The 19,695-nt window shown below is 71.1% G+C and carries 22 protein-coding genes and 1 riboswitch; of the genes, 21 read left to right on the top strand and 1 reads right to left on the bottom strand.

Going from position 1 to position 19,695, the window contains the following annotated elements:
• The first annotated feature begins 38 nt into the window (after positions 1-38).
• The 15 genes from LRG10_RS10715 to LRG10_RS10645 all read left to right on the top strand — a co-directional run bounded on the left by LRG10_RS10715 (position 39) and on the right by LRG10_RS10645 (position 11,714).
• Positions 39-608 carry a cob(I)yrinic acid a,c-diamide adenosyltransferase gene (locus tag LRG10_RS10715; RefSeq protein WP_201171870.1) on the top strand — a complete coding sequence of 190 codons (570 nt, stop codon included), beginning with the start codon at positions 39-41 and terminating at the stop codon, positions 606-608.
• 158 nt (positions 609-766) lie between these two features.
• Positions 767-1,342 carry a Uma2 family endonuclease gene (locus tag LRG10_RS10710; RefSeq protein WP_238635558.1) on the top strand — a complete coding sequence of 192 codons (576 nt, stop codon included), beginning with the start codon at positions 767-769 and terminating at the stop codon, positions 1,340-1,342.
• 20 nt (positions 1,343-1,362) lie between these two features.
• Positions 1,363-2,220 (top strand): cobalamin-binding protein, encoded by an 858-nt coding sequence (locus LRG10_RS10705; RefSeq protein ID WP_238635557.1) that lies wholly within the window; start codon positions 1,363-1,365, stop codon positions 2,218-2,220.
• On the top strand, positions 2,220-3,281 hold the full coding sequence (locus tag LRG10_RS10700; protein ID WP_238635556.1) for an iron ABC transporter permease: 1,062 nt from the start codon (positions 2,220-2,222) through the stop codon (positions 3,279-3,281). Before LRG10_RS10705 ends, LRG10_RS10700 begins: the two co-directional genes overlap by 1 nt.
• 9 nt (positions 3,282-3,290) lie before the next feature.
• On the top strand, positions 3,291-4,067 hold the full coding sequence (locus LRG10_RS10695) for an ABC transporter ATP-binding protein (protein ID WP_201242235.1): 777 nt from the start codon (positions 3,291-3,293) through the stop codon (positions 4,065-4,067).
• Positions 4,058-4,633, top strand: a complete 576-nt coding sequence (locus tag LRG10_RS10690; protein WP_201171862.1) for a methyltransferase domain-containing protein — start codon at positions 4,058-4,060, stop codon at positions 4,631-4,633. The genes LRG10_RS10695 and LRG10_RS10690 overlap by 10 nt, the downstream gene beginning before the upstream one ends.
• Entirely contained in the window at positions 4,630-5,340 is a 711-nt protein-coding gene (locus LRG10_RS10685; protein WP_238635555.1) for a VTT domain-containing protein, read from the top strand. Before LRG10_RS10690 ends, LRG10_RS10685 begins: the two co-directional genes overlap by 4 nt.
• 146 nt (positions 5,341-5,486) lie before the next feature.
• Positions 5,487-6,146 (top strand): ABC transporter ATP-binding protein, encoded by a 660-nt coding sequence (locus tag LRG10_RS10680; RefSeq protein ID WP_370641494.1) that lies wholly within the window; start codon positions 5,487-5,489, stop codon positions 6,144-6,146.
• Positions 6,143-8,506 carry an FtsX-like permease family protein gene (locus LRG10_RS10675; protein WP_238635554.1) on the top strand — a complete coding sequence of 788 codons (2,364 nt, stop codon included), beginning with the start codon at positions 6,143-6,145 and terminating at the stop codon, positions 8,504-8,506. Before LRG10_RS10680 ends, LRG10_RS10675 begins: the two co-directional genes overlap by 4 nt.
• Before the next feature lie 2 nt (positions 8,507-8,508).
• Positions 8,509-9,714 (top strand): efflux RND transporter periplasmic adaptor subunit, encoded by a 1,206-nt coding sequence (locus LRG10_RS10670; RefSeq protein WP_238635553.1) that lies wholly within the window; start codon positions 8,509-8,511, stop codon positions 9,712-9,714.
• Positions 9,715-9,796: 82 nt separating this feature from the next.
• Positions 9,797-10,033 (top strand): type II toxin-antitoxin system Phd/YefM family antitoxin, encoded by a 237-nt coding sequence (locus LRG10_RS10665; protein ID WP_207189845.1) that lies wholly within the window; start codon positions 9,797-9,799, stop codon positions 10,031-10,033.
• Complete coding sequence (locus LRG10_RS10660) at positions 10,030-10,413, top strand: type II toxin-antitoxin system VapC family toxin (protein ID WP_238635552.1); 384 nt, start codon at positions 10,030-10,032, stop codon at positions 10,411-10,413. Before LRG10_RS10665 ends, LRG10_RS10660 begins: the two co-directional genes overlap by 4 nt.
• A gap of 3 nt (positions 10,414-10,416) precedes the next feature.
• A complete protein-coding gene (locus LRG10_RS10655; protein ID WP_238635551.1) occupies positions 10,417-10,824 on the top strand; it encodes a CrcB family protein in 408 nt (135 codons plus the stop codon).
• Complete coding sequence (locus LRG10_RS10650; protein ID WP_201242937.1) at positions 10,821-11,228, top strand: CrcB family protein; 408 nt, start codon at positions 10,821-10,823, stop codon at positions 11,226-11,228. The genes LRG10_RS10655 and LRG10_RS10650 overlap by 4 nt, the downstream gene beginning before the upstream one ends.
• A 30-nt stretch (positions 11,229-11,258) precedes the next feature.
• Positions 11,259-11,714, top strand: coding sequence for a YaiI/YqxD family protein (locus LRG10_RS10645; protein WP_238635550.1), 456 nt, complete (start codon positions 11,259-11,261; stop codon positions 11,712-11,714).
• Positions 11,715-11,725: 11 nt separating this feature from the next.
• Here LRG10_RS10645 and LRG10_RS10640 read toward each other — a convergent pair whose 3' ends face one another.
• Positions 11,726-12,517, bottom strand: a complete 792-nt coding sequence (locus LRG10_RS10640; RefSeq protein WP_201171842.1) for a ParA family protein — start codon at positions 12,515-12,517, stop codon at positions 11,726-11,728.
• 362 nt (positions 12,518-12,879) lie between these two features.
• Here LRG10_RS10640 and LRG10_RS10635 point away from each other — a divergent pair, with 362 nt between their 5' ends.
• The 6 genes from LRG10_RS10635 to LRG10_RS10610 all read left to right on the top strand — a co-directional run.
• On the top strand, positions 12,880-14,373 hold the full coding sequence (locus LRG10_RS10635; protein WP_238635549.1) for a SulP family inorganic anion transporter: 1,494 nt from the start codon (positions 12,880-12,882) through the stop codon (positions 14,371-14,373).
• 22 nt (positions 14,374-14,395) lie between these two features.
• Positions 14,396-15,247, top strand: a complete 852-nt coding sequence (locus LRG10_RS10630) for a universal stress protein (RefSeq protein ID WP_201171840.1) — start codon at positions 14,396-14,398, stop codon at positions 15,245-15,247.
• A gap of 11 nt (positions 15,248-15,258) precedes the next feature.
• Positions 15,259-16,539, top strand: coding sequence for a cobyrinate a,c-diamide synthase (locus LRG10_RS10625; RefSeq protein ID WP_238635548.1), 1,281 nt, complete (start codon positions 15,259-15,261; stop codon positions 16,537-16,539).
• Positions 16,540-16,599: 60 nt separating this feature from the next.
• Positions 16,600-17,208 carry a cob(I)yrinic acid a,c-diamide adenosyltransferase gene (gene cobO, locus LRG10_RS10620; protein WP_201171838.1) on the top strand — a complete coding sequence of 203 codons (609 nt, stop codon included), beginning with the start codon at positions 16,600-16,602 and terminating at the stop codon, positions 17,206-17,208.
• Complete coding sequence (locus tag LRG10_RS10615; RefSeq protein ID WP_238635547.1) at positions 17,205-18,653, top strand: cobyric acid synthase; 1,449 nt, start codon at positions 17,205-17,207, stop codon at positions 18,651-18,653. The genes cobO and LRG10_RS10615 overlap by 4 nt, the downstream gene beginning before the upstream one ends.
• Before the next feature lie 108 nt (positions 18,654-18,761).
• Positions 18,762-19,006: riboswitch (cobalamin riboswitch) on the top strand.
• Between the two features lie 128 nt (positions 19,007-19,134).
• A partial coding sequence (locus LRG10_RS10610; protein ID WP_238635546.1) for a TonB-dependent receptor plug domain-containing protein occupies positions 19,135-19,695 on the top strand: 561 nt, incomplete at its 3' end.

Raw genomic sequence — 19,695 nt, 5'->3', positions numbered from 1 at the left:
GCTTCGTTGGGTGCTCCAGTGGCGCGGGAGAGGCAATAATGGGAAACCGACTTTCCAAGATCGCCACCTGCACCGGTGATGAGGGCCGCACGGGCCTCGGTGACGGGTCGCGGGTGGACAAGGACAGCCACCGCGTCGAGGCCTTCGGCGAGGTGGATGAGCTCAACAGCTTCCTGGGGCGCCTGCTGGCCCACGAGCTGCCCGAGGACGTGGCCCCGGTGCTGGCACAGGTCCAGCACGAGCTCTTCGACCTGGGCGCCGAGCTGGCCGTGCCCGGCCACAAGGCGTTCCCCGAGGGGGCCGTGGATCGCCTGGATGCGGCGCTGTCCTACTTCAATGACTCGCTGCCGTATCTCAAGGAGTTCATCCTCCCCGGTGGCGGCCGGGCCACGGCGGATTGCCACGTCGCCCGGGCGGTTTGCCGGCGTGCGGAACGCAAGGTCGTGGCCCTGAGCCACCACGAGGCGGTGCGGCCCGAGTCCATGGCCTACCTCAACCGCCTCTCCGACCTGCTCTTCGTCGTCGCCCGGGTCCTCTCCCGCTACGAGAACGGCGGCGAGGTGCTCTGGCGCCCGGCCGGTCAGCGGGCGGCGGATGAGAGCGCGTAAAGTGTCGATGGTGGGCGCGACGGTAGGGTGGACACACGTGATGGCAGCAGGGTGCGTGGTGCGCCGGCTGGCGGTGCGGCTCTGCCGGCTGAAGAGCGTCGGGCAGGCGTGGCGGCACTGCTACACTGGCGATGACTGTGTATCCCGAGGTTCCAGCCATGGCCGATCCGCAGCCAACCGGGATGACCGCCGAGGCGTACCTTGCCTGGGAGGCGGAGCAGCCCCTCAAGCACGAGTTTGTGGCGGGAGAGATCTTCGCCGTGGGTGGGGCTTCGGACCGGCACGTGACCGTGACGCTCAATGTGGCCAGCGCGCTGCGCCAGCAGCTGCGCGGGGGGCCATGCCGTACGTTCATGGCCGACATGAGGGTCCGGGTGGAGGCGGCCGACGCCTTCTTCTATCCGGATGTGCTGGTCACCTGCGATCCGACCGATCATCAGCGCTCCGAACACAAGGAGGCGCCGTGCCTCGTGGTGGAGGTGCTGTCCCCCTCCACGGCGGCCTACGACCGGGGCGCCAGGTTTGCCGCCTACCGCAAGCTCCCCTCGCTGCGGGAGTATCTCCTCATCGACCCGGAGATCGGGAGCCTGGAACTCTACCGCTCGGACGGTCAGGGCCACTGGGTGTTGTACCCGCACGAGGCCCACGAGGAAGTGGTGCTGGCCAGCCTGGAGGCGCGACTCTTCGGGGCCGAGGTCTTCGAGGACGCCCCGCCGGGGCCCGAGCCGCGCTAGGGGGCATCGCAGCCGGATTCTTGGCATCGCTGGCGGCGTGGGCGCCGGTGCACGCCGGGGAGCGCTGTGTGGAGGACGACGCCGGCCAGGAGGTCTGCCTGGAGGCCCCGGCGCAGCGGATCGTGGCCCTCTCGCCCGGGGCGACGGAGCTGCTCTTCGCCGCCGGCGCCGGGGATCATGTGGTGGCTGCGGTCAGCCACGCCGACTACCCGGAGGAGGCCGCCGATCTGCCCCGGGTGGGCAGCTACGACCGGCTCGATATGGAGTCGATCCTCGCCCATGAGCCGGATCTGGTCATCGGCTGGACCAGCGGCAACTCCAGCAGCCAGCTCGAACGCATCGAGTCGCTGGGCGTGCCGCTCTACCGCAGCGATCCCCGGCAGCTTGAGGAGATCGCCACCTCCCTGGAACGGCTCGGGGCCCTGGCCGGCAGCGAGGAGACCGCGGAGGCCGAGGCGGCCCGTTTCCGTGACGCGGTGGCGGAACTCGAGGCCGAGTACGCCGGCCGCGACCCGGTGCGCGTCTTCTACCAGATCTGGCCGGACCCGGTGATGACCATCAACGACGAGCAGATCATCAGTGAGTCGATCCGCATCTGCGGCGGCGAGAACGTCTTCGGCGATCTCGGCAGCCTGACCCCGCGGCTGGATACCGAGTCCGTCCTCGAGGCCGACCCGGAGGCGATCGTCGCCGGCGGGATGGGCGAGGCCGACGACGCCTGGCTGGACGAGTGGCGGCGCTACGACGTCCTGGAGGCCACCGCCAAGGACAACCTCTTCTTCGTCCAGCCCTCGACGATCCAGCGCCCGACGCCGCGCATCCTCGAGGGGACGCGGGCGCTGTGTGACAAGCTCGAGCAGGCCCGGCGCAACCGCTGATGGGGATCGGGCGCACAGCCGATCAGCGGGGCCGCTCCGGCGCCGTGAGCGAGGAGGGCGGGGCGCTGGCCCAGCCGAGTCGGGTCGGATCGCCGGTGCGCTTCCTTTTGCCCCTGGGCGTGCTGGCGCTGGCGGCACTGCTGGCGGTGGCCACGGCGGTGGCCATCGGCAGCGTGCCCCTGACCCCGGGCGAAGTCCTCGCGGTCCTGGCCGGCAGCGGCGAGCCGCTGCACCAGACCCTGGTCCTGGAGCTGCGTCTGCCCCGGGCCCTGGCCGCTTTCGCCGTCGGCGGACTGCTGGCCGTGGCCGGGGCGCTGATGCAGGTGCTGCTGCGCAACCCGCTGGCCGACCCCTACGTGCTCGGGCTCTCCGGCGGGGCCGCCGTGGGCGCCCTGGCGGCGATGCTCCTCGGGCTGGGCATGGCCCTGGTCTCCGGGGCGGCCTTCGTCGGGGCGCTCTTCTCGACCCTGCTGGTCTTCGGCCTGGCCCACGGCACCGGCAGCTGGACGCCGACCCGGCTGCTGCTCACCGGCGTGGTGGTGGCCTCCGGCTGGGGGGCGCTGGTCACCTTCATGCTCGCCGTCGGGCCCACCGAGCAGCTGCCCGGCATGCTCTACTGGCTCATGGGCGATCTGGCCTACGCCCGCGGCCCGTGGCTCGCCTTGGTCGCCCTGGCCGTGGCCGTGCTGGTGGCGTTGCCGCTCGGGCGCAGCCTCAACGTCCTCGCCCGCGGGCCACTGCAGGCGGCGGCGCTCGGCGTCGCCGTGCGGCCATTGGAGTGGGCGGTCTATGTGGCGGCCAGCGTGCTCACCGCCGTCGCCGTGACCACCGCCGGGAGCATCGGCTTCGTCGGGCTGGTGGTCCCGCACATGCTGCGCCTGGTGCTGGGCAACGACCAGCGGCTGATCCTGCCCGCCGCGGCGCTGGCCGGCGGGGCGCTGCTGGCGCTGGCCGATGTCTTCGCGCGCACGCTCATCGCCCCGGAGCAGCTCCCGGTGGGCGTGATCACGGCGATGCTCGGCGTGCCGCTGTTCCTCTACCTGCTGCACCGCAGTCGTTAGGGGGGAAGCATGCTCCAGGCCCAGGATCTGATCATCGACATCCCCGAGCGGCCCGACGGCTATCCGCTCAACCTCACCATCGAGCCCGGGGAGATCTGGGGCGTGCTCGGGCCCAACGGCGCGGGCAAGACGACGCTGCTGCACACCCTGGCCGGGTTGCGCGCGCCCCGTGCCGGTGCGGTCGAGCTCGACGGCGCCAGCCTGCGCCGCTGGCGGCGCAAGGCGCTGGCCCGGCGCCTGGGGGTGGTCTTCCAGGAGCGCCACGACGGCTTCCCGGCCTCGGTGCTGGAGACCGCGCTCATCGGTCGTCACCCCTACCTGACGCCGTGGGATCTGGAGACCGCCGAGGACCTGGCCTGCGCCCGGCAGGCGCTGGAGCGGCTCGAACTCGGCGGGCTCGAGGAGCGGCTGGTCAGTACCCTCTCCGGCGGCGAGCGTCAGCGCCTGGCGATGGCCACGGTACTGGCCCAGGATCCAGCGGTCTGGCTGGCCGATGAGCCCACCAACCACCTGGATCTGCGCCACCAGGTGGCCGTCATGGATCTGCTGGCCGGCCAGGCGCGGGAGGGGCGCGGTGTCTTCCTCTGCCTGCACGACATCAACCTGGCGGCGCGCTGGTGCACCCACATCCTGCTGCTCTACCCCAACGGCGATGCCTGCTGGGGGCCCGCCGAGGTGATGCTCGTCACCGAGGCGCTGGAGGCGCTCTACGGGCAGCGGCTGGTCGCCACCGAGGCCGACGGGGCCCGTGTCTTCGTACCAGCCGGCGGTCTGCCGTGCGGCTGATCGCCCCCGGCGTCGCCGCCCTGGAGCGCTGGAGCGCGCGCTGGCCGCTCCTCTTTCACCTCTACGCCTGGCCGTACCGCCGGCTGGTGGCCCGGGAGCTGCGCCTGGCCGGGGTCGTGCCCGGCGAGCGGCTGCTGCATGTAGGCTGCGGGGCGCTGCCGTTCACTGCGGTGCTGGCCGCGCGCCTGGGCGGGGCCCGGGTGATCGCCGTGGACCGTTCCGCCGCCGCCGTGGCCGGGGCGCAAGCCGTGGTGGCGCACCTGGGCCTCCTCGGTGAGGGACCGGGGCGCGTCCGGGTCCTCTGTGCCGATGCGGCGGCCGACGCCCTGCCCGAGGTGGATGTGGCGCTGATCGCCCTGCAGGCTTGCCCGCGGACGCCGATCCTTGCCAACATCCGCCGCCAGCGCGCGCCGGCCCGTATCCTCTTTCGGCTGCCGCGGCCCGGGCTGGAGGGCCAGTACGGGGCCGCGCCGGACGGCGAGACGGCGGCCGGGAGCTGTCGGCACGGGATGCCGACCTTCGACCGCACCGCGCTCTATCTCCATCGGCCACCGGAAACGACGTGAACGGAGCCACCCTCAGCTGGACGACCCTCGGTGCCCGCGCCGTGCTCGCGGCCCTGGTGCTGGCCCTGCTCGGTGCCCTGCTGGCCGGCAGCGCGCCGGAGTGGGCGTGGGTGCACGGCCAGCTGCAACAGCTGCGGCAGGTGGCCGAGTCGCAGCCGGTGCAGGCGGCGCTCGTCCTCCTGTCGCTGCGCTTTCTCTTCTCGGTGGTCTCAGTCCCCGGAAGCGGGGTGCTGACCGTCGCCGGTGGGGTGATGTTCGGCTTCTGGGCCGGTCTGGCGTTGGTCCTGGTGGCGGTGGGCACCGGCGCGCTGGCGATCTTCCTGCTCACCCGCTACGCCCTCCACGACGCGGTGCGCCGCCGGTTCCCGGAAGCACTGCGGCGCGTCGACCGCCACTGTGCCGACCACGGCCCGAGCGCGCTGTTTTTGCTGCGCATCGCCGAGCCGTTCCCCACCTTCCTGATCAATGCCCTCTTCGCGCTGACGCGGATGCCGGCGCGGACCTACTTCTGGGTCAGCCTGCTGGGGATGTTCCCCGGCGTGGCCATCCTCACCAACGCCGGCGCGCAGTTGGAGGCGGTCCACACCCCGGCGGAGCTGATGAGCACCGGGATGATCGCCTCGCTGGTGGCCCTCGGCGCCATCCCGTTGCTCTCCAGCCTCGCCGCCGCCCGGCTTCGGGCGGATCGGCGCCGCCGCGGCGACTGAGCGCCACGGGGGGCCATGCCCCGGGCATCGGCCGTGGCCGCCGCGGACCGCCTAGAATAGGGGGAACCGCTGCCCGGTCATCGTGAGGCGCCCCGTTGCCCGCCCAGGAAGTCTTCCGCGCCGAGGGCATCACCAAGGTCTACCGCATGGGCGAGGTGGCCGTGCACGCCCTGCGCGGGGTGGACCTGGTCCTCTACGCCGGGGAGCTGGTGGTGCTGCTCGGGCCCTCGGGCAGTGGCAAGTCGACCCTGCTCAACATCCTCGGCGGGCTCGATACGCCCACCAGCGGTCGTGTCATCGTCCAGGGGCGCGATCTCACCCGGGCCGGGGAGGCGGAGCTGACCGCCTTTCGCCGCCACTTCGTCGGCTTCGTCTTCCAGTTCTACAACCTGATCCCCAGTCTGACCGCCCGCGAGAACGTGGCCATCGTCACCGAGATCGCCCGCGACCCCATGCCCCCCGAGGAGGCGCTGGCGCTGGTCGGGCTGGGCAGCCGACTGGACCACTTCCCCTCGCAGCTCTCCGGCGGCGAGCAGCAGCGGGTGGCCATCGCCCGCGCCGTGGCCAAGCGCCCCCAGGTCCTGCTCTGCGACGAGCCCACCGGCGCCCTGGACTCGAAGACCGGGGTGGCGGTGCTCGAGGTCCTCGAGCGCATCAATGCGGAGCTGGGCACTACCACCGCGCTGATCACCCACAACGCGGACATCGCCTCCATGGCCCACCGGGTGGTGGACTTCAAGGACGGGCTGATCGACTCGGTGCACATCAATGACCAGCGGCGCCGGGCGGCGGAGCTGGTCTGGTGAGCGCGCTCACCCGCAAGCTGCTGCGCGAGCTGGTGACCCTGCGTGGGCAGGTGATCGCCATTGCCGTGGTCATCGCCGGCGGCGTGGCGACGCTGATGATGTTCCTCACCGCGCTCTTTGCCCTGACCGAGACCCGCGACGCCTTCTACCAGGAGTACCGCTTCGCGGATCTCTTCGCCAGCGCCGAGCGGGCCCCCCGGGGCCTGGTGACGGAGATCGAACGGATCGACGGCGTCCAGCGCGTGGAGGACCGCGTGGTCACCGCGGCCAACCTGGACGTCCCCGGCTACGACAACCCGGTGACCGGGCGCATCCTCTCCTTGCCCGAGGGCCGCCAGCCGGACATGAACCGCCTCCACCTGCGCCAGGGGCGGCTGCCGGAGCCGGACCGCGAGGCCGAGGTGGTGGTCAGTGACGCCTTCGCCGAGGCCCATGGGTTGGGTCCCGGCGATGACCTGGCGGCGATCATCCGCGGCCGCTACCAGCGCCTGGAGGTGGTCGGCGTGGCGGTCTCGCCGGAGTTCATCTATCAGATCCGCCCGGGTGAGATCCTCCCCGACTACGAGCGCTACGGCATCCTGTGGATGAATCGCCGGGCCCTGGCCGCGGCCTACGACATGGACGGGGCCTTCAACGACCTGCTGCTTACCCTGCAGCACGGTGCCCGGCCCGGTGACATCATCGAGGCCGTGGACCGCCTACTGGAGCCCCGGGGCGGGCGCGGTGCCCACGACCGGGGGGATCAGCTCTCCCACGCCCTGCTCGAGGACGAGCTGACCCAGCTGGCCAACCTGGCCTACGTGATCCCGGCCATCTTCCTTGGCGTGGCCGCCTTCCTGCTCAACGTGGTGGTCAGCCGCCTGGTGGCCACGCAGCGCGAGATCATCGGCGCCCTGAAGGCCTTCGGCTACTCGCGGCTGGCCATCGCCGGGCACTACCTCCGGTTGGTGCTGCTCATCGTCCTGCTCGGGGTGCTCGCCGGCGTGGCCACCGGGTACTGGCTGGGGGTCCACCTGGCCGAGATCTACGCCGGCTTCTTCCGCTTCCCCTTCCTCGAGTTCCGGCTCCAGCCGCCGGTGGTCGCCATCGCCGCGGCGGTGACCACGCTCTCGGCGCTGCTCGGGACGTGGCTGGCGGTCCGGCGTGCCGCCCGGCTGCCGCCGGCCGAGGCGATGCGCCCGGAGCCGCCGCCGACCTATCGGCCTACACTGATCGAGCGGCTTGGGCTGCAGCGCTGGTTCAGCCAGCCGACGCGGATGATCCTGCGCGGTCTCGAGCGCCGTCCCCTGCGCGCCGGGCTGGCCACCGTGGGGATCGCCCTGGCCGTGGCGATCCTGATGATCGGCCCGTATCAGCGCAACGCGCTTAACACCATGATCGACATCCAGTTCAATCTGGTTCAGCGCGATGACGTGACGGTCTCCTTCTACGAGCCGACCTCGCGCAAGGTGATCCACGAGCTTGCCGGGTTGCCCGGTGTCGATCGCGCCGAGCCGTTTCGCCAGGTGGCGGCGGAGGTCGCCTTCGGGCACCGCAGCCACCGCATGGCGGTGCTGGGCCTGGAGCCGGATGCGGACTTGCGCCGGCTGCTCGATACCGACCTGCGTACGGTTCCGCTGCCCGGGGAGGGGGTGCTGCTGACGGATTACCTGGCCGAGCAGCTGCGGGTCGGGCCCGGAGATACGCTGGAGATCCGCGTGCTCGAGGGGCGGCGGCAGACGCTGGAGGTCCCGGTCAGCGGGGTGATCGCCGAGTACCTGGGGGTGTCGGTCTACATGGAGCTGGACGCACTCAATCGGCTCCTTGGCGAGGGCGAGGCGATCTCCGGGGCCTGGCTGGGTCTTGCCGGGCAGGAGCGCGGCCCCCTGCTGCGCGAGCTCGACCGCCGCCCGCGGGTGGCCGGGGCCACCGAGGCCGATGCCGCCATGCGCAACTTCGAGGAGAACGTGGCCGGCACGATGATGGCCACCGCGGCGATGACCACGCTGCTCGCCGGTGCCATCGCCTTCGGGGTGGTCTACAACAACGCCCGGATCGCACTGGCCGAGCGCGGGCGCGAGCTGGCCAGCCTGCGGGTGCTCGGCTTCACCCGGCGCGAGATCGCCTATCTGCTCCTCGGCGAGCAGGCGGTGCTGATCGCCGCCGCCCTGCCCATCGGGTTCGTGATCGGCCACTACCTCTACGCCATCATCGTCCAGGCCGCGGAGTCGGAGCTCTACCGGGTCCCCATGATCCCGTCGGTGGCCGGCATCGCGTTGGCCACCCTGGTCCTGCTCGGTGTCGCCGCTCTCTCGGCCTGGGTGGTGCGGCGCCGGCTGGACCGGCTGGACATGGTCGAGGCCCTGAAATCGAGGGAGTAGGGATGCAGCCACGCTGGAAAGCCGTCATCGCATGGACACTGGCCGGGGTCGCGGTCATCGGCCTGCTTATTCTGGTGCTGCGGCCGGCGCCAATCCTCGTCGATACCGAGGCGGTCAGCCGCGGCCCCCTGGAGGTCACCCTGGAGGAGGAGGGCAAGACCCGTGTGGCCGATCGCTATCTCCTCTCCGCCCCGGCAACGGCCCAGGCCCGGCGGGTCACTCCCGAGCCCGGGGATCGGGTGGAGGCCGGGGAGGTGCTCGCTACCCTCGACCCGATGGCCGTCCCGGTGCTCGACGCCCGGGCCCGGGAGCAGGCCCGGGCCCAGCTGGAGGCGGCGCGCTCGGCGCTGGAAGCGGCCCGCGAGGAGGCCGAGGCAGCCCGAGCGACGGCGGAATCGGCGGCCGATGAGTACCGCCGTCTGGCGGCCCTGGGCGAGGAGGGGGCGGTCTCGGAGCGGAGCGTGGAGCGGGCCGACGCCGAGCGCCGGCAGACCCAGGCGGCCTGGCGCTCGGCGCAGTTCCGGGTGGCCAGCGCCGAGGCCCAGCGGGATCAGGCCCAGGCGGTCCTGCGCTGGGAAGGGGAGGAGGCCCTGGACGCCGGCGCTGCCGAGCCGATCCGTCTGCGTGCCCCCATCGACGGCGTGATCCTCCAGCGCCACTTCGAGAGCGCCCGGGTGGTGCAGCCCGGTGATCCGATCCTGGAGCTGGCCGATCTCGCCCGGCTGGAGGTGGAGGTCGAGGTGCGCTCGGCGGATGCGGTGCGCATCGCCCCCGGGATGCTGGTGCGCCTGGAACGCTGGGGCGAGGCCGAGCCCCTGGAGGCCGTGGTCCGCCGGGTGGAGCCCTACGGTTTCGAGTACATCACCGCCCTCGGCGTGGAGGAGCGGCGGGTGCGGGTCATCGCCGATCTCGCCTCGCCCCGGCAGGCGTGGGCGCGCCTTGGCGATGGCTACCGGGTCAACGCGGTCTTCGTGCTCTGGTCGGCGGAGGACGTGCTGCGGGTGCCGACCAGCGCCCTGTTCCGCCACGACGACGGCTGGGCGGTCTTCGTGGTCGAGCAGGGGCGGGCGCGGCTGCAGCCGGTGACCATCGGCGAACGCGGTGCCCGTCTGACCCGGGTCCACTCGGGCTTGGAGGCCGGCGCCGAGGTAGTGGCGCACCCGCCCCGAGAACTGGCCGACGGAGGGCGGCTGAGCGTGCGCCGCTGACCGGGCCGCCGGGGCGCAGCGGCGTTGCACAGCCGGGGCCTAGGGGTATAGCCTAGTCGGACTTAGCTAATGGCGGTGTGCGATGAAACAGGTCAACATTCATGAGGCCAAGTCCCAGCTCTCCCGGCTGGGCGAGCTTGTCTGGCAGGGAGAGCGGGTGGTGATCGCGCGGGCCGGCAAGCCGTATCTCGATCTGGTACCCCATCGCCGTTCGGCGCAGCCACGCCAGCCCGGGCTGCTCAAGGACCGGATCTGGATCGCCGCGGATTTTGATGAGACTCCGGAATCAATCGTGCAGGATTTCGAAGGCGGCCCGTGAAACGGCTATTGCTGGACACACATGTATTTCTCTGGTGGCTTGCTGATGACCCGGCCCTGGCTGAGAGGGCGCGGGGCGCCCTCGCCGATCCGGGCAACGATGTCTTCGTCAGCGCGGTCTCCGGCTGGGAGATCTCGATCAAGCGCGCTCTGGGAAAACTGGAGGCTCCTGAAAGCCTCGATGAGTTCGTGGAAGCGGCCGGGTTTCTGCATCTTCCGGTCACCTTCTTCCATGGAGAGCAGGCCGGACAGTTGCCCATGCATCATCGGGATCCGTTTGATCGAATGCTGATCGCTCAGTCCCAGGCGGAAGGCATGGTGCTGGTGACTGCCGATGAGCGGATTCGCCAGGTCGGGATCCGCACCCTGAGGGCGGCCTGAGCCATGGCATCCTCGGCAGGTATGGCCGGTGCGCTGGCGGTGGCCGTGGGCAGTGCCCTCGGCGGGGTCGCCCGCTTCTGGGTGGCGGCGGCGGTCAACCGGCGCCTGGGCGAGGCCTTCCCCTGGGGGACGCTGGTGGTCAACGTCACCGGGGCGCTGCTTGCCGGGGTGCTGGCCGCTGTGCTCGCCGCCACGGCCGGCGGATTCGCCACGCTGGAGAGGCTGCTGCTGATCGGCTTCTGCGGCAGCTACACCACGGTCTCCTCCTTCGCCCTGCAGACCTACACCCTCGCCCGGACGGGTAGCGGAGTCCGGGCCGTGGGGAACATCGCCGCCACCCTGGCGCTGACCCTGGCGGGCGCCTGGATCGGGTTGCAGGCGGGGGCGTGGATCGCCGGAGGCGGCTCATGAGGATCACCCTCTGGGTCGCCGCCGGCAGTGCCCTCGGCGGGCTGAGCCGTTACGGCGTGGACCGGTTGATGCACGTGGCCGGCTGGGTGGCCTTCCCTGGGGGGACCCTGCTGGTGAACACCCTCGGCTCGCTGCTCATCGGTGCCGTGGCGGCCTGGGCGGCGGCGGATCCGGCGGAGCGGACGCTGCCCACCCACTGGCGGCAGTTCGCCGTGAACGGCTTCTGCGGCGGGTTCACCACGTTCTCCATCTTCAACCTGGAGACGCTGACCCTCCTCGAGCGGGCGCCCGCTCTTGCCGGCGCCAATGTGCTAGCCACCACGGTCCTCTGCCTGGCGGCGGTGGCGATCGGTTACGCTGGAGTGGCGCGGTGGCTCCAGGCTCGATGGCCGGCCGCCTCCTGAGACCGATGCGGAACCTGCCTGGAGGACACTGTGAAGATCTGGGTCGATGCGGATGCCTGCCCGGGCGCGATCAAGGAGATCCTCTTTCGCGCCGCCCAGCGCACGGGAGTGCCGTTGACGCTGGTGGCCAACCACCCGATCCGGGTGCCGCCGTGCAAGCATATCCGCGCCGTCCAGGTGGCGCCCGGCTTTGACGTCGCCGATCATGAGATCGTCCGCCAGGTGGCAGCGGGGGATCTGGTCATCACCGGCGATATCCCGCTGGCCGCCGAGGTGATCGACGCCGGCGCCCAGGCGCTCAACCCCCGTGGCGAGCTCTACACGCCCGCCACCATCCGGGAGCGCCTGAATATGCGTGATTTCATGGATACTATGCGCGCCAGCGGGGTGGAGACCGGTGGGGCGGCGGCGCTGAGCCAGCGTGACCGCCAGGCCTTCGCCAACCAACTCGACCGGATTCTGGCCCGCCGCGGGACGGACGGGTAGCCGGGCGCGCCCTAGCAGGCCACCGTCGCGCCGTTGAGGTTCTCGTAGAGTTCGCGGAACTGTCCGGTGAGCTTGTGCCTCGGCGCCCAGTGAATCAGCGGCTGGGCGTTCTGGTGCGATTCGCGGACCTTGACCGAGGTGTTCAGGTGGGGGGCGAGGATGGGCAGTTCCTCGTTGATCAGTTCCTCGACCAGCTGCCGTGGCAGATTGGCGCTGGGCTGGAACTGGTTGACCACGATGCCCTCGACCCGCAGCGCCTCGTTGTGATCCTCGCGGATCTCTTCCAGGTGCTCGACGAGCTCGTAGAGCGCACGGCGGGAGAAGTCGTCGCAGTCGAAGGGGATCAGGCAGCGTTGCGCGGCGATCAGCGCCGAGCGGCTGAAGAAATTCAGTGCCGGCGGGGTATCGATGTAGATGGCGTCGAATGGGGTCTGCAGGCTGGAGAGGGCGTCGCGCAGCTTGTAGATCTTGTAGCGCGCCTCCAGCTTGTTCTGCAGCGCCTCCAACTCCCGGTTGGCCGGCAGGATCGAGAGGTTCTCGAACGGGGTCTCGGTGATGAACTGATCGAGATCCGCCGGCTTGCGGGGGCCGAGACGGAAACCCAGGGTCGAGGCGTAGAAGTCGGCGATGGTGGACTCGCACGCGTCGGCATCGGCGCCGAGCAGATACTGCGAGGAGTTGCCCTGCGGGTCGGAGTCGACCACCAGCGTCCGCAACCCGGAGGCGGCGCTGATGGCGGCCAGGTTGCAGGTGATGGTGGATTTGCCCACCCCGCCTTTCTGATTAAAGATCACGCGGTTCACGCTTGCCTCCCGCTCCGTGTTGCCACCGGTTGGACGGATCGCCGGCAAATTGCCGGTAAGTATCCGGCCGCAGGGCATGTGCCGTCAATCCGTGTGCCCGCCGGCGAGGGTGCGGTGCGCTTCGCGGAGGTCTCCGTCTGTCATTCGCCCCCCCAGGGCTGGTAGGATCCTCGCCCTTTCGCGATTGGCACGAACAGCGCCCTCCTTGGTGGCGGGCCCTTCCGGGTCTGCTGGTGATTCGCGGCATCCAGGCTCCGGGCCCGGCCCGTGAGCGCACCATCGCGGTTTCGTATTGCGTACGAGCCCTCGGTCCTGGAGCGGTCCGAAAGGGGGCGTAATGGTCTGGTGACTTGGGGAACGGAATGGACTGGAGCAGGCTCAAGCGGGAGTGGTTCGGCAACATCCGGGGCGACGTGCTCGCCGGCATCGTGGTGGCACTGGCCCTGATCCCCGAGGCCATCGCCTTCTCCATCATCGCCGGTGTGGACCCGCAGGTCGGCCTCTACGCCTCCTTCTGCATCGCGGTCGTGATCGCCTTCACCGGGGGGCGGCCGGGGATGATCTCGGCGGCCACCGCGGCGATGGCGCTGCTGATGGTCACGCTGGTCAAGGAGCACGGGCTGGAGTACCTGCTGGCGGCGACCCTGTTGACCGGCCTGCTGCAGATCATCGCCGGCTACCTGCGGGTCGGGCAGTTGATGCGCTTCATCTCGAACTCGGTGATGACCGGCTTCGTCAACGCCCTGGCGATCCTCATCTTCATGGCGCAGATCCCGGAGCTGATCGACGTGCCCTGGACGGTCTACCCGATGGTGATCGGTGGTCTGGCGATCCTGTACCTGTTCCCGTATGTGACCCGGATGGTGCCGTCCCCGCTGGTGACCATCGTCGTTCTCACCACGCTGGCCTGGTTCCTCGGCATGGACATCCCCACCGTGGGGGATATGGGCAAGCTCCCGGACACCCTGCCGGTGTTTCTCTGGCCGGATGTCCCGCTGAACCTGGAGACGCTCTGGATCATCCTCCCCTATGCGCTGGCGTTGACCGTGGTGGGGCTGCTGGAGTCCATGATGACCCAGGGGATCGTGGACAATCTGACCGATACGGAGACCGACCGCGACCGCGAGTGCAAGGGGCAGGGTATCGCCAACATCGCCGCCGGCAGCCTGGGGGGCATGGCCGGCTGTGCGATGATCGGCCAGTCCGTGATCAATGTGAAATCCGGCGGGCGGGGGCGGCTGTCGTCGCTGGTCGCCGGCCTGGTGCTGCTGATCCTCGTGGTCTTTCTGACCCCGCTGCTGGAGATGATCCCGATGGCGGCGCTGGTGGCGGTGATGATCATGGTCTCCATCGGGACCTTCAGCTGGGCCTCGATCCGGGATCTGCCCAAGCACCCGATGAGCACCAACATTGTCATGATCAGCACCGTGGCCGTGACGGTGTTCACGCACAACCTGGCCATCGGCGTGCTCACCGGCGTCCTCCTCGCGGCGCTGTTCTTCGCCAACAAGGTCAGCCGCTTCATGTACGTGCGCTCGGATGTGCAGAGCCTGCCTGACGACCAGACGCTGCACCGCCGCTACGAGGTGGTCGGCCAGGTCTTTTTCGCCTCGGCGGAGCGTTTCCGCAAGTCCTTCGATTTCGGTGAGGACCTGGACACCGTCACCATCGATCTAACCCGGGCCCATTTCTGGGACATCACGTCGGTGGCCGCGCTGGATCGGGTCGTCATAAACTTCCGCCGCGAAGGCGTCGCGGTGGACGTGGTCGGCATGAACGAGGCGACGGCGACCATCGTCGATCGCTACGCGGTCCACAACGAGCCGGATGCCGTCGAGCGGTTGATGGGTCACTGAGCCGGGCAAGGAGTCAACGACCATGAGCAAAATCATCGCCAGCGTCGACGGATCCCGCTCGTCGCCCTCCGTCTGCGATCACGCGGTCTGGGCCGCACGGCGCCTGCAGGCGCCGTTGACGTTCCTGCACGCCTTTCGCAACCCGCACGGTGAGCGCGAGGCGGATCTCAGCGGCAACCTGACCTTCGGGGTGCGGGAAAACCTCCTCGACGAGATGGTGCAGCTTGAGGAGCAGCGGGGTAGGCTCGCACGCGAGCAGGCGCGCGCCATCCTCGAGGATGCCATGAGCCGCGCCCGGGAACAGGGCATCGAGAACCCCGGGCGGCTGCTGCGCAACGGCGAGGTGACCGATGTGCTGGACAAGGCGCAGGAGGAGATGCGCCTGCTGGTGCTCGGCAAGCAGGGCGAGGACGGCGACGCCGAAGAGCAGCATATCGGCAGCCACCTGGAGAGCACCATCCGCCGGGTGCAGAAGCCGATCCTGGTGGCGCCGCTGGCCTTCCGCGAGCCGGAACGCTTCCTGATCGCCTACGACGGCAGCCCGGCGGCCCAGAAGGTGGTCGATCGCATCACCGAGAGCCCGCTGCTCCAGGGGCTCGAGGCGCACCTGCTCCTGGTTGACGCCGATACCGAGGTCAACCGCGAGCGGTTGCTCGCCCCGCGTCAGCAGCTGGAGGCGGCCGGTTTCACGGTCCACGCCGAGGTCCGTCCCGGCGGGATCGACGAGACGGTGTGCAACTACCGCAAGGAGCAGGATATCCACCTGATGGCCATGGGCGCCTACGGCCACTCGCGGTTGCGCCGGTTCTTTGTCGGCAGCACGACCACCCACATGATCATGCGCTCGAGCACGCCGCTGCTCATCCTGCGCTAGGGTTTCGGGCAATGACGGTCCCCGCGCTGCTGATCGCCGCCCCGGGCTCCGGCCAGGGCAAGTCGATGATCACCGCGGCGCTCGCCCGGCTGCACCGCAATGCCGGGCGCCGGGTGCGGGTGTTCAAGCACGGCCCGGATTACCTGGATCCGATGGTCCAGGAGCGGGCCAGCGGGACGCCGGTCTACCAGCTCCACCCGTGGATGACCGGCGAGGCCGAGTGCCGCTGGCGCCTGGCCGAGGCCGCGCGCGAGGCCGACCTGATCCTCGTCGAGGGCTCCATGGGGCTCTTCGATGGTGACCCCTCCAGTGCCGATCTCGCCGCCCTGGCCGGCCTGCCGGTGGCGGTGGTGATCGACGCCCGGGCCATGGCCGAGACCTTCGGGGCCCTGGTCGGCGGGCTGGCCCGCCACCGCGATGACGTGCGGGTGATCGGGGCCATCGCCAACCGGGTGGGGAGTCCGGGGCATGCGCGCATGCTCGCCGGCAGCCTGCCCGAGGGGGTGGAATGGCTCGGGGCGGTGCCCCGCGACGAGGCCCTGCATGTACCTGATCGCCACCTGGGACTGGTCCAGGCCGGCGAGGTGGCCGACCTGGATGCACGCCTGGATGCGGCCTCAGCGGTGCTCGCCGAGGCCGGCCTGGGCCGCCTGCCGCCCCCGGTGGCCCTGCACGGCGAGGCGCCGCCGGCTCCGCCCCGGCGGCTGCATGGGCAGCGGATCGCGGTGGCCCGGGATGCCGCCTTTGCCTTTGCCTACCGGGCCAACCTCGAGTTGCTGGAGGCGATGGGGGCCGAGGTGGTGCCCTTCTCGCCGCTGCGCGATGCGACGCTGCCCCCCTGCGATGCCCTCTGGCTGCCCGGCGGCTACCCGGAGCTGCACGCCGCCACCCTGGCCGCCAACGACGGGATGCGGGCCGCTATCGGTGAACACCACGCCGCGGGCCGGCCGATCCTCGCCGAGTGCGGCGGTCTGATGTACTGCGCCGAGTCGCTGGTCGATGGCGACGGCAGCGAGCACCCGATGCTCGGCCTCCTCGCGGGGCGTGCCGAGATGGCCGGGCGGCTGACGGGCATCGGCCTGCAGAGCCTGTCCCGCCCGGAGGGCGAGCTGCGCGGCCACACCTTCCACCACTCGCGGCTGGAGACGGCCCTGGAGCCCACGGAGCAAACCGTGCGGCGCAGCGGCAGCCCGGCCGAGGGCGTCTACCGGGTCGGCAGCCTGACCGCGACCTACTTCCACGCGTATTTTCCCTCGGCGCCCGAGGTCGTCGCCGGGCTCCTGAGCCGGTAGGCTACTCATCGCCGCTTCCCCGGGGAGCGGTTTCTCCCGAGCAACGAGGTGTGCGAAGCGATGCGTGAAGACGCGAAGGACCCGCAGCGGCACGCGGCGCGCATGGAGCGCAAGAGGGCGGTCATGGAGGAGCGCCGGTCCCGCGCGCAGCAGGATCGCGGTGTGCTACTGGTGCTCACCGGCCCGGGCAAGGGCAAGAGTTCGTCGGCGCTGGGCATGGTGGCGCGGACCCTGGGCCACGGCCGCAGCGCCGGGGTGATGCAGTTCATCAAGGGCGGCCGGGCCACCGGCGAGGAGGCCTTCTTCCGTGACCAGCCTGGGGTCGACTGGCAGGTGATGGGCGAGGGCTTCACCTGGGAGACCGCCGACCGCGAGCGGGATGTGGCGGCGGCCCGCGAGGCCTGGCGCGCCGCCCGGGGCTGGCTGTGTGAGGAGGGGCCGTCGCTGGTGGTGCTCGATGAGCTGTGCATCGTCCTGCGCTACGAGTACCTGGAACTGGGCGAGGTCCTGGATGATCTGTCCCGGCGGCCCTACGAACAGCACGTGGTGGTCACCGGCCGTCACGCGCCGCAGCCGCTGATCGACGCCGCGGATACGGTCAGCGAGGTAGGCGCCGTGCGACACGCCTTCGAGGCCGGGGTGCGCGCCCAGCCGGGGATCGAGTGGTGAGCGCCCGCACCCTCATGCTCCAGGGCACCTGCTCCGGCGCCGGCAAGACGGCGCTGGTCGCCGGTCTCTGCCGCCTGCTCGCCCGCCACGGGGTCCGCGTGGCGCCGTTCAAGCCGCAGAACATGAGCAACAACGCGGCGGTCACCCGCGACGGCGGCGAGATCGGCCGCGGCCAGTGGCTCCAGGCCCTGGCCGCCGGGGTGCCGGCGCACACCGACATGAACCCGGTGCTGCTCAAGCCCGAGGCCGAGCGCACCGCCCAGGTGGTGCTCCAGGGCCAGGTCACCGGGCGGCTCGAGGCGCGCGCCTTCCGTGAGGCCCGCCAGCCGCTGCTGCCGCCGGTGCTCGAGTCCTTCGAGCGCCTGCGTGCCGCCTACGACGTGGTGCTGGTCGAGGGGGCCGGCTCGCCGGCAGAGCCCAATCTCCGCCAGGGGGACATCGCCAACATGGGCTTTGCCGAGGCCGCCGACGTCCCGGTCTGGCTGGTGGGCGATATCGACCGCGGCGGCGTCTTCGCCTCCCTGCTCGGCACCCTGGAGTGGCTTGATGCGGCCGACCGGCGCCGGGTGGAGGCGCTGATCATCAACCGCTTCCGTGGCAGCCCGGAGTTGCTCGGCGAGGCGCCGGCGCAGCTCGCCGAACGCGGCGGCGTGCCGGTGATCGGCGTGGTCCCGGCGGTGCCCGATCTGCACCTGCCCGAGGAGGACGCCCCCTACCGGATGGCTGGGCCGCGCGGCTCCGGCGGCGCCCTGCAGGTGGTGGCGGTGGCCTATCCGCGGATGAGCAACCACGACGATCTCGACGCCCTGGATGCGGAGTCGGGGGTCCACGTCCGCTTCGCCCGGCAGCCGCGGGATCTCGACGGGGCGGACCTGGTCGTCCTGCCCGGCTCCAAGCATGTCTTCTCGGATCTGGCCTGGCTGCGTGAATCCGGCGTGGCCGAGGCGCTGCTGCGCCACTGTCGGTATGGAGGTCGGGTGGTCGGCCTGTGTGGCGGCCTGCAGATGCTCGGCGAGCACATCGAGGACCCGGAAGGGGTCGAGGGCGGCGGCAGCGCCCCGGGCCTAGGCCTGCTGCCGGTGCGCACCCGCCTGGCGGCGACCAAGCAGCTGGCCGAGGTGCACGGCCACGCCGAGTGGCCGGCGCCGGTGACCGTCACCGGCTACGAGATCCACCACGGTGTCACCGGCGCCCAAGAGGGCCTCTTCCCCTTCGTGGCGCGCTCCGACGACGGCCGCGTGCTCGGCAGCTACCTCCACCGGCTCTTCGACAGCGGGCCGTTCCGCCGCGCCCTGCTGGTGGAGTGGTTCGCCCTGGAGGGCGAGGGTGGCGACGAGCAGGCGCGCATCGAGGCGGAGCTGGATCGCCTTGCCGACACCCTGGAGCAGGCCCTGGAACCCGCCTGGCTGGAGGCGCTCGGCGTGCCGGGGCGGCCGGCGGGCTAGGTGCGCGTTCCGTCGGTGCATCCCCCGGGGGGTGGGCACGGGGATCGCGCCCCCTGCGACGAACTGTCCGGCTCGTCGATTTGCAACCGGCCGATCAGCCTGCCTAAACTCCGCGACTTCGATGTGGGTGCCCGCAGGCGCAACAGGATCGCCTGGGGTTAAACGGGAAGTCCGGTCCAGCTGCACCCAGCAGTGAAGCCGGCGCTGCCCCCGCAACGGTAGGTGGGGCCTGCGGATCACAGGCCACTGCGAGACAGCCGTCACCCGGCGGCCCTCGCGGGAAGGCGATCCGCAACGACGCATCCAGCGACCCCCCACGAGCCCGGAGACCGGCCCACAGCAACCCACGAAACGGCGTGCGGGCGGCGCGCCTGGGGGTGAGCTTGCCGGTGATCCCATCCGTCCGGCGGCGGCGCTGCAGCCGTCGTCGCTCCCCCAGTTTGAGTCGCCAGCGCCCGTCGCAAGACGAGGAGCGCTGAACATGAATCCGAACGATCGAAAACCCGGGCGCCTGCTCGGTGCCTTGCTGGCCACGGCGGTGTCGGTCCCGGCCCACGCCGCGGACGATGACCAACCGATCGCTTCCTCCACCGATCTGTCGCCGGTGCGCATCGAGGCCGGCGGCGATCCCCTGGGACGCGGCGCGGACAGCGAAGCCCTGCAGCGCCGCCAGGCCTCCAGCAGCGCCGAGATCTTCCGCGGCGAGGCCTCGGCCGGGGTCGGTGGCGGCAGCCGCAACGCCCAGCGCCTCTACCTGCGCGGTGTCGAGTCGAGCAACCTCAACGTCAGCGTCGACGGCGCCCGCCAGGGGCGCAATCTTCACCAGCACCGCGGTGGCCTGACCGGCCTCGACCCGGACCTGCTGCGGTCGGCCGATCTCGACCCGCGTCCGGCGGCGGACCAGGGCCCCGGTGCCCTGGGGGGGTCGGTTCGCTTTGAGACCGTGGATGCCCAGGACCTGCTCGACCCCGACGAGGAGATCGGGGCCCGCCTGCGCGCTGGCTACGCCAGCGCCGCCGCGGCCGAGCGTGGCTCGGCCACC

This window comes from Halorhodospira sp. 9628 (assembly GCF_022228075.1).
GTDB lineage: Bacteria > Pseudomonadota > Gammaproteobacteria > Nitrococcales > Halorhodospiraceae > Halorhodospira > Halorhodospira halophila_A.
The sequence above is the reverse complement of the archived record's forward strand: the minus strand, read 5'-3'. Positions and strand labels throughout refer to the sequence as shown.

Excerpts from the sequence above, each read along its gene's own strand:
- LRG10_RS10670 (WP_238635553.1), top strand. The coding sequence starts at position 8,509 with ATGCAGCCACGCTGGAAAGCCGTCATCGCATGGACACTGGCCGGGGTC.
- LRG10_RS10665 (WP_207189845.1), top strand. The coding sequence starts at position 9,797 with ATGAAACAGGTCAACATTCATGAGGCCAAGTCCCAGCTCTCCCGGCTG.
- LRG10_RS10635 (WP_238635549.1), top strand. The coding sequence starts at position 12,880 with ATGGACTGGAGCAGGCTCAAGCGGGAGTGGTTCGGCAACATCCGGGGC.
- LRG10_RS10655 (WP_238635551.1), top strand. The coding sequence starts at position 10,417 with ATGGCATCCTCGGCAGGTATGGCCGGTGCGCTGGCGGTGGCCGTGGGC.
- LRG10_RS10630 (WP_201171840.1), top strand. The coding sequence starts at position 14,396 with ATGAGCAAAATCATCGCCAGCGTCGACGGATCCCGCTCGTCGCCCTCC.
- LRG10_RS10625 (WP_238635548.1), top strand. The coding sequence starts at position 15,259 with ATGACGGTCCCCGCGCTGCTGATCGCCGCCCCGGGCTCCGGCCAGGGC.
- LRG10_RS10650 (WP_201242937.1), top strand. The coding sequence starts at position 10,821 with ATGAGGATCACCCTCTGGGTCGCCGCCGGCAGTGCCCTCGGCGGGCTG.
- LRG10_RS10680 (WP_370641494.1), top strand. The coding sequence starts at position 5,487 with ATGGGCGAGGTGGCCGTGCACGCCCTGCGCGGGGTGGACCTGGTCCTC.
- cobO (WP_201171838.1), top strand. The coding sequence starts at position 16,600 with ATGCGTGAAGACGCGAAGGACCCGCAGCGGCACGCGGCGCGCATGGAG.
- LRG10_RS10700 (WP_238635556.1), top strand. The coding sequence starts at position 2,220 with ATGGGGATCGGGCGCACAGCCGATCAGCGGGGCCGCTCCGGCGCCGTG.
- LRG10_RS10715 (WP_201171870.1), top strand. The coding sequence starts at position 39 with ATGGGAAACCGACTTTCCAAGATCGCCACCTGCACCGGTGATGAGGGC.
- LRG10_RS10695 (WP_201242235.1), top strand. The coding sequence starts at position 3,291 with ATGCTCCAGGCCCAGGATCTGATCATCGACATCCCCGAGCGGCCCGAC.
- LRG10_RS10710 (WP_238635558.1), top strand. The coding sequence starts at position 767 with ATGGCCGATCCGCAGCCAACCGGGATGACCGCCGAGGCGTACCTTGCC.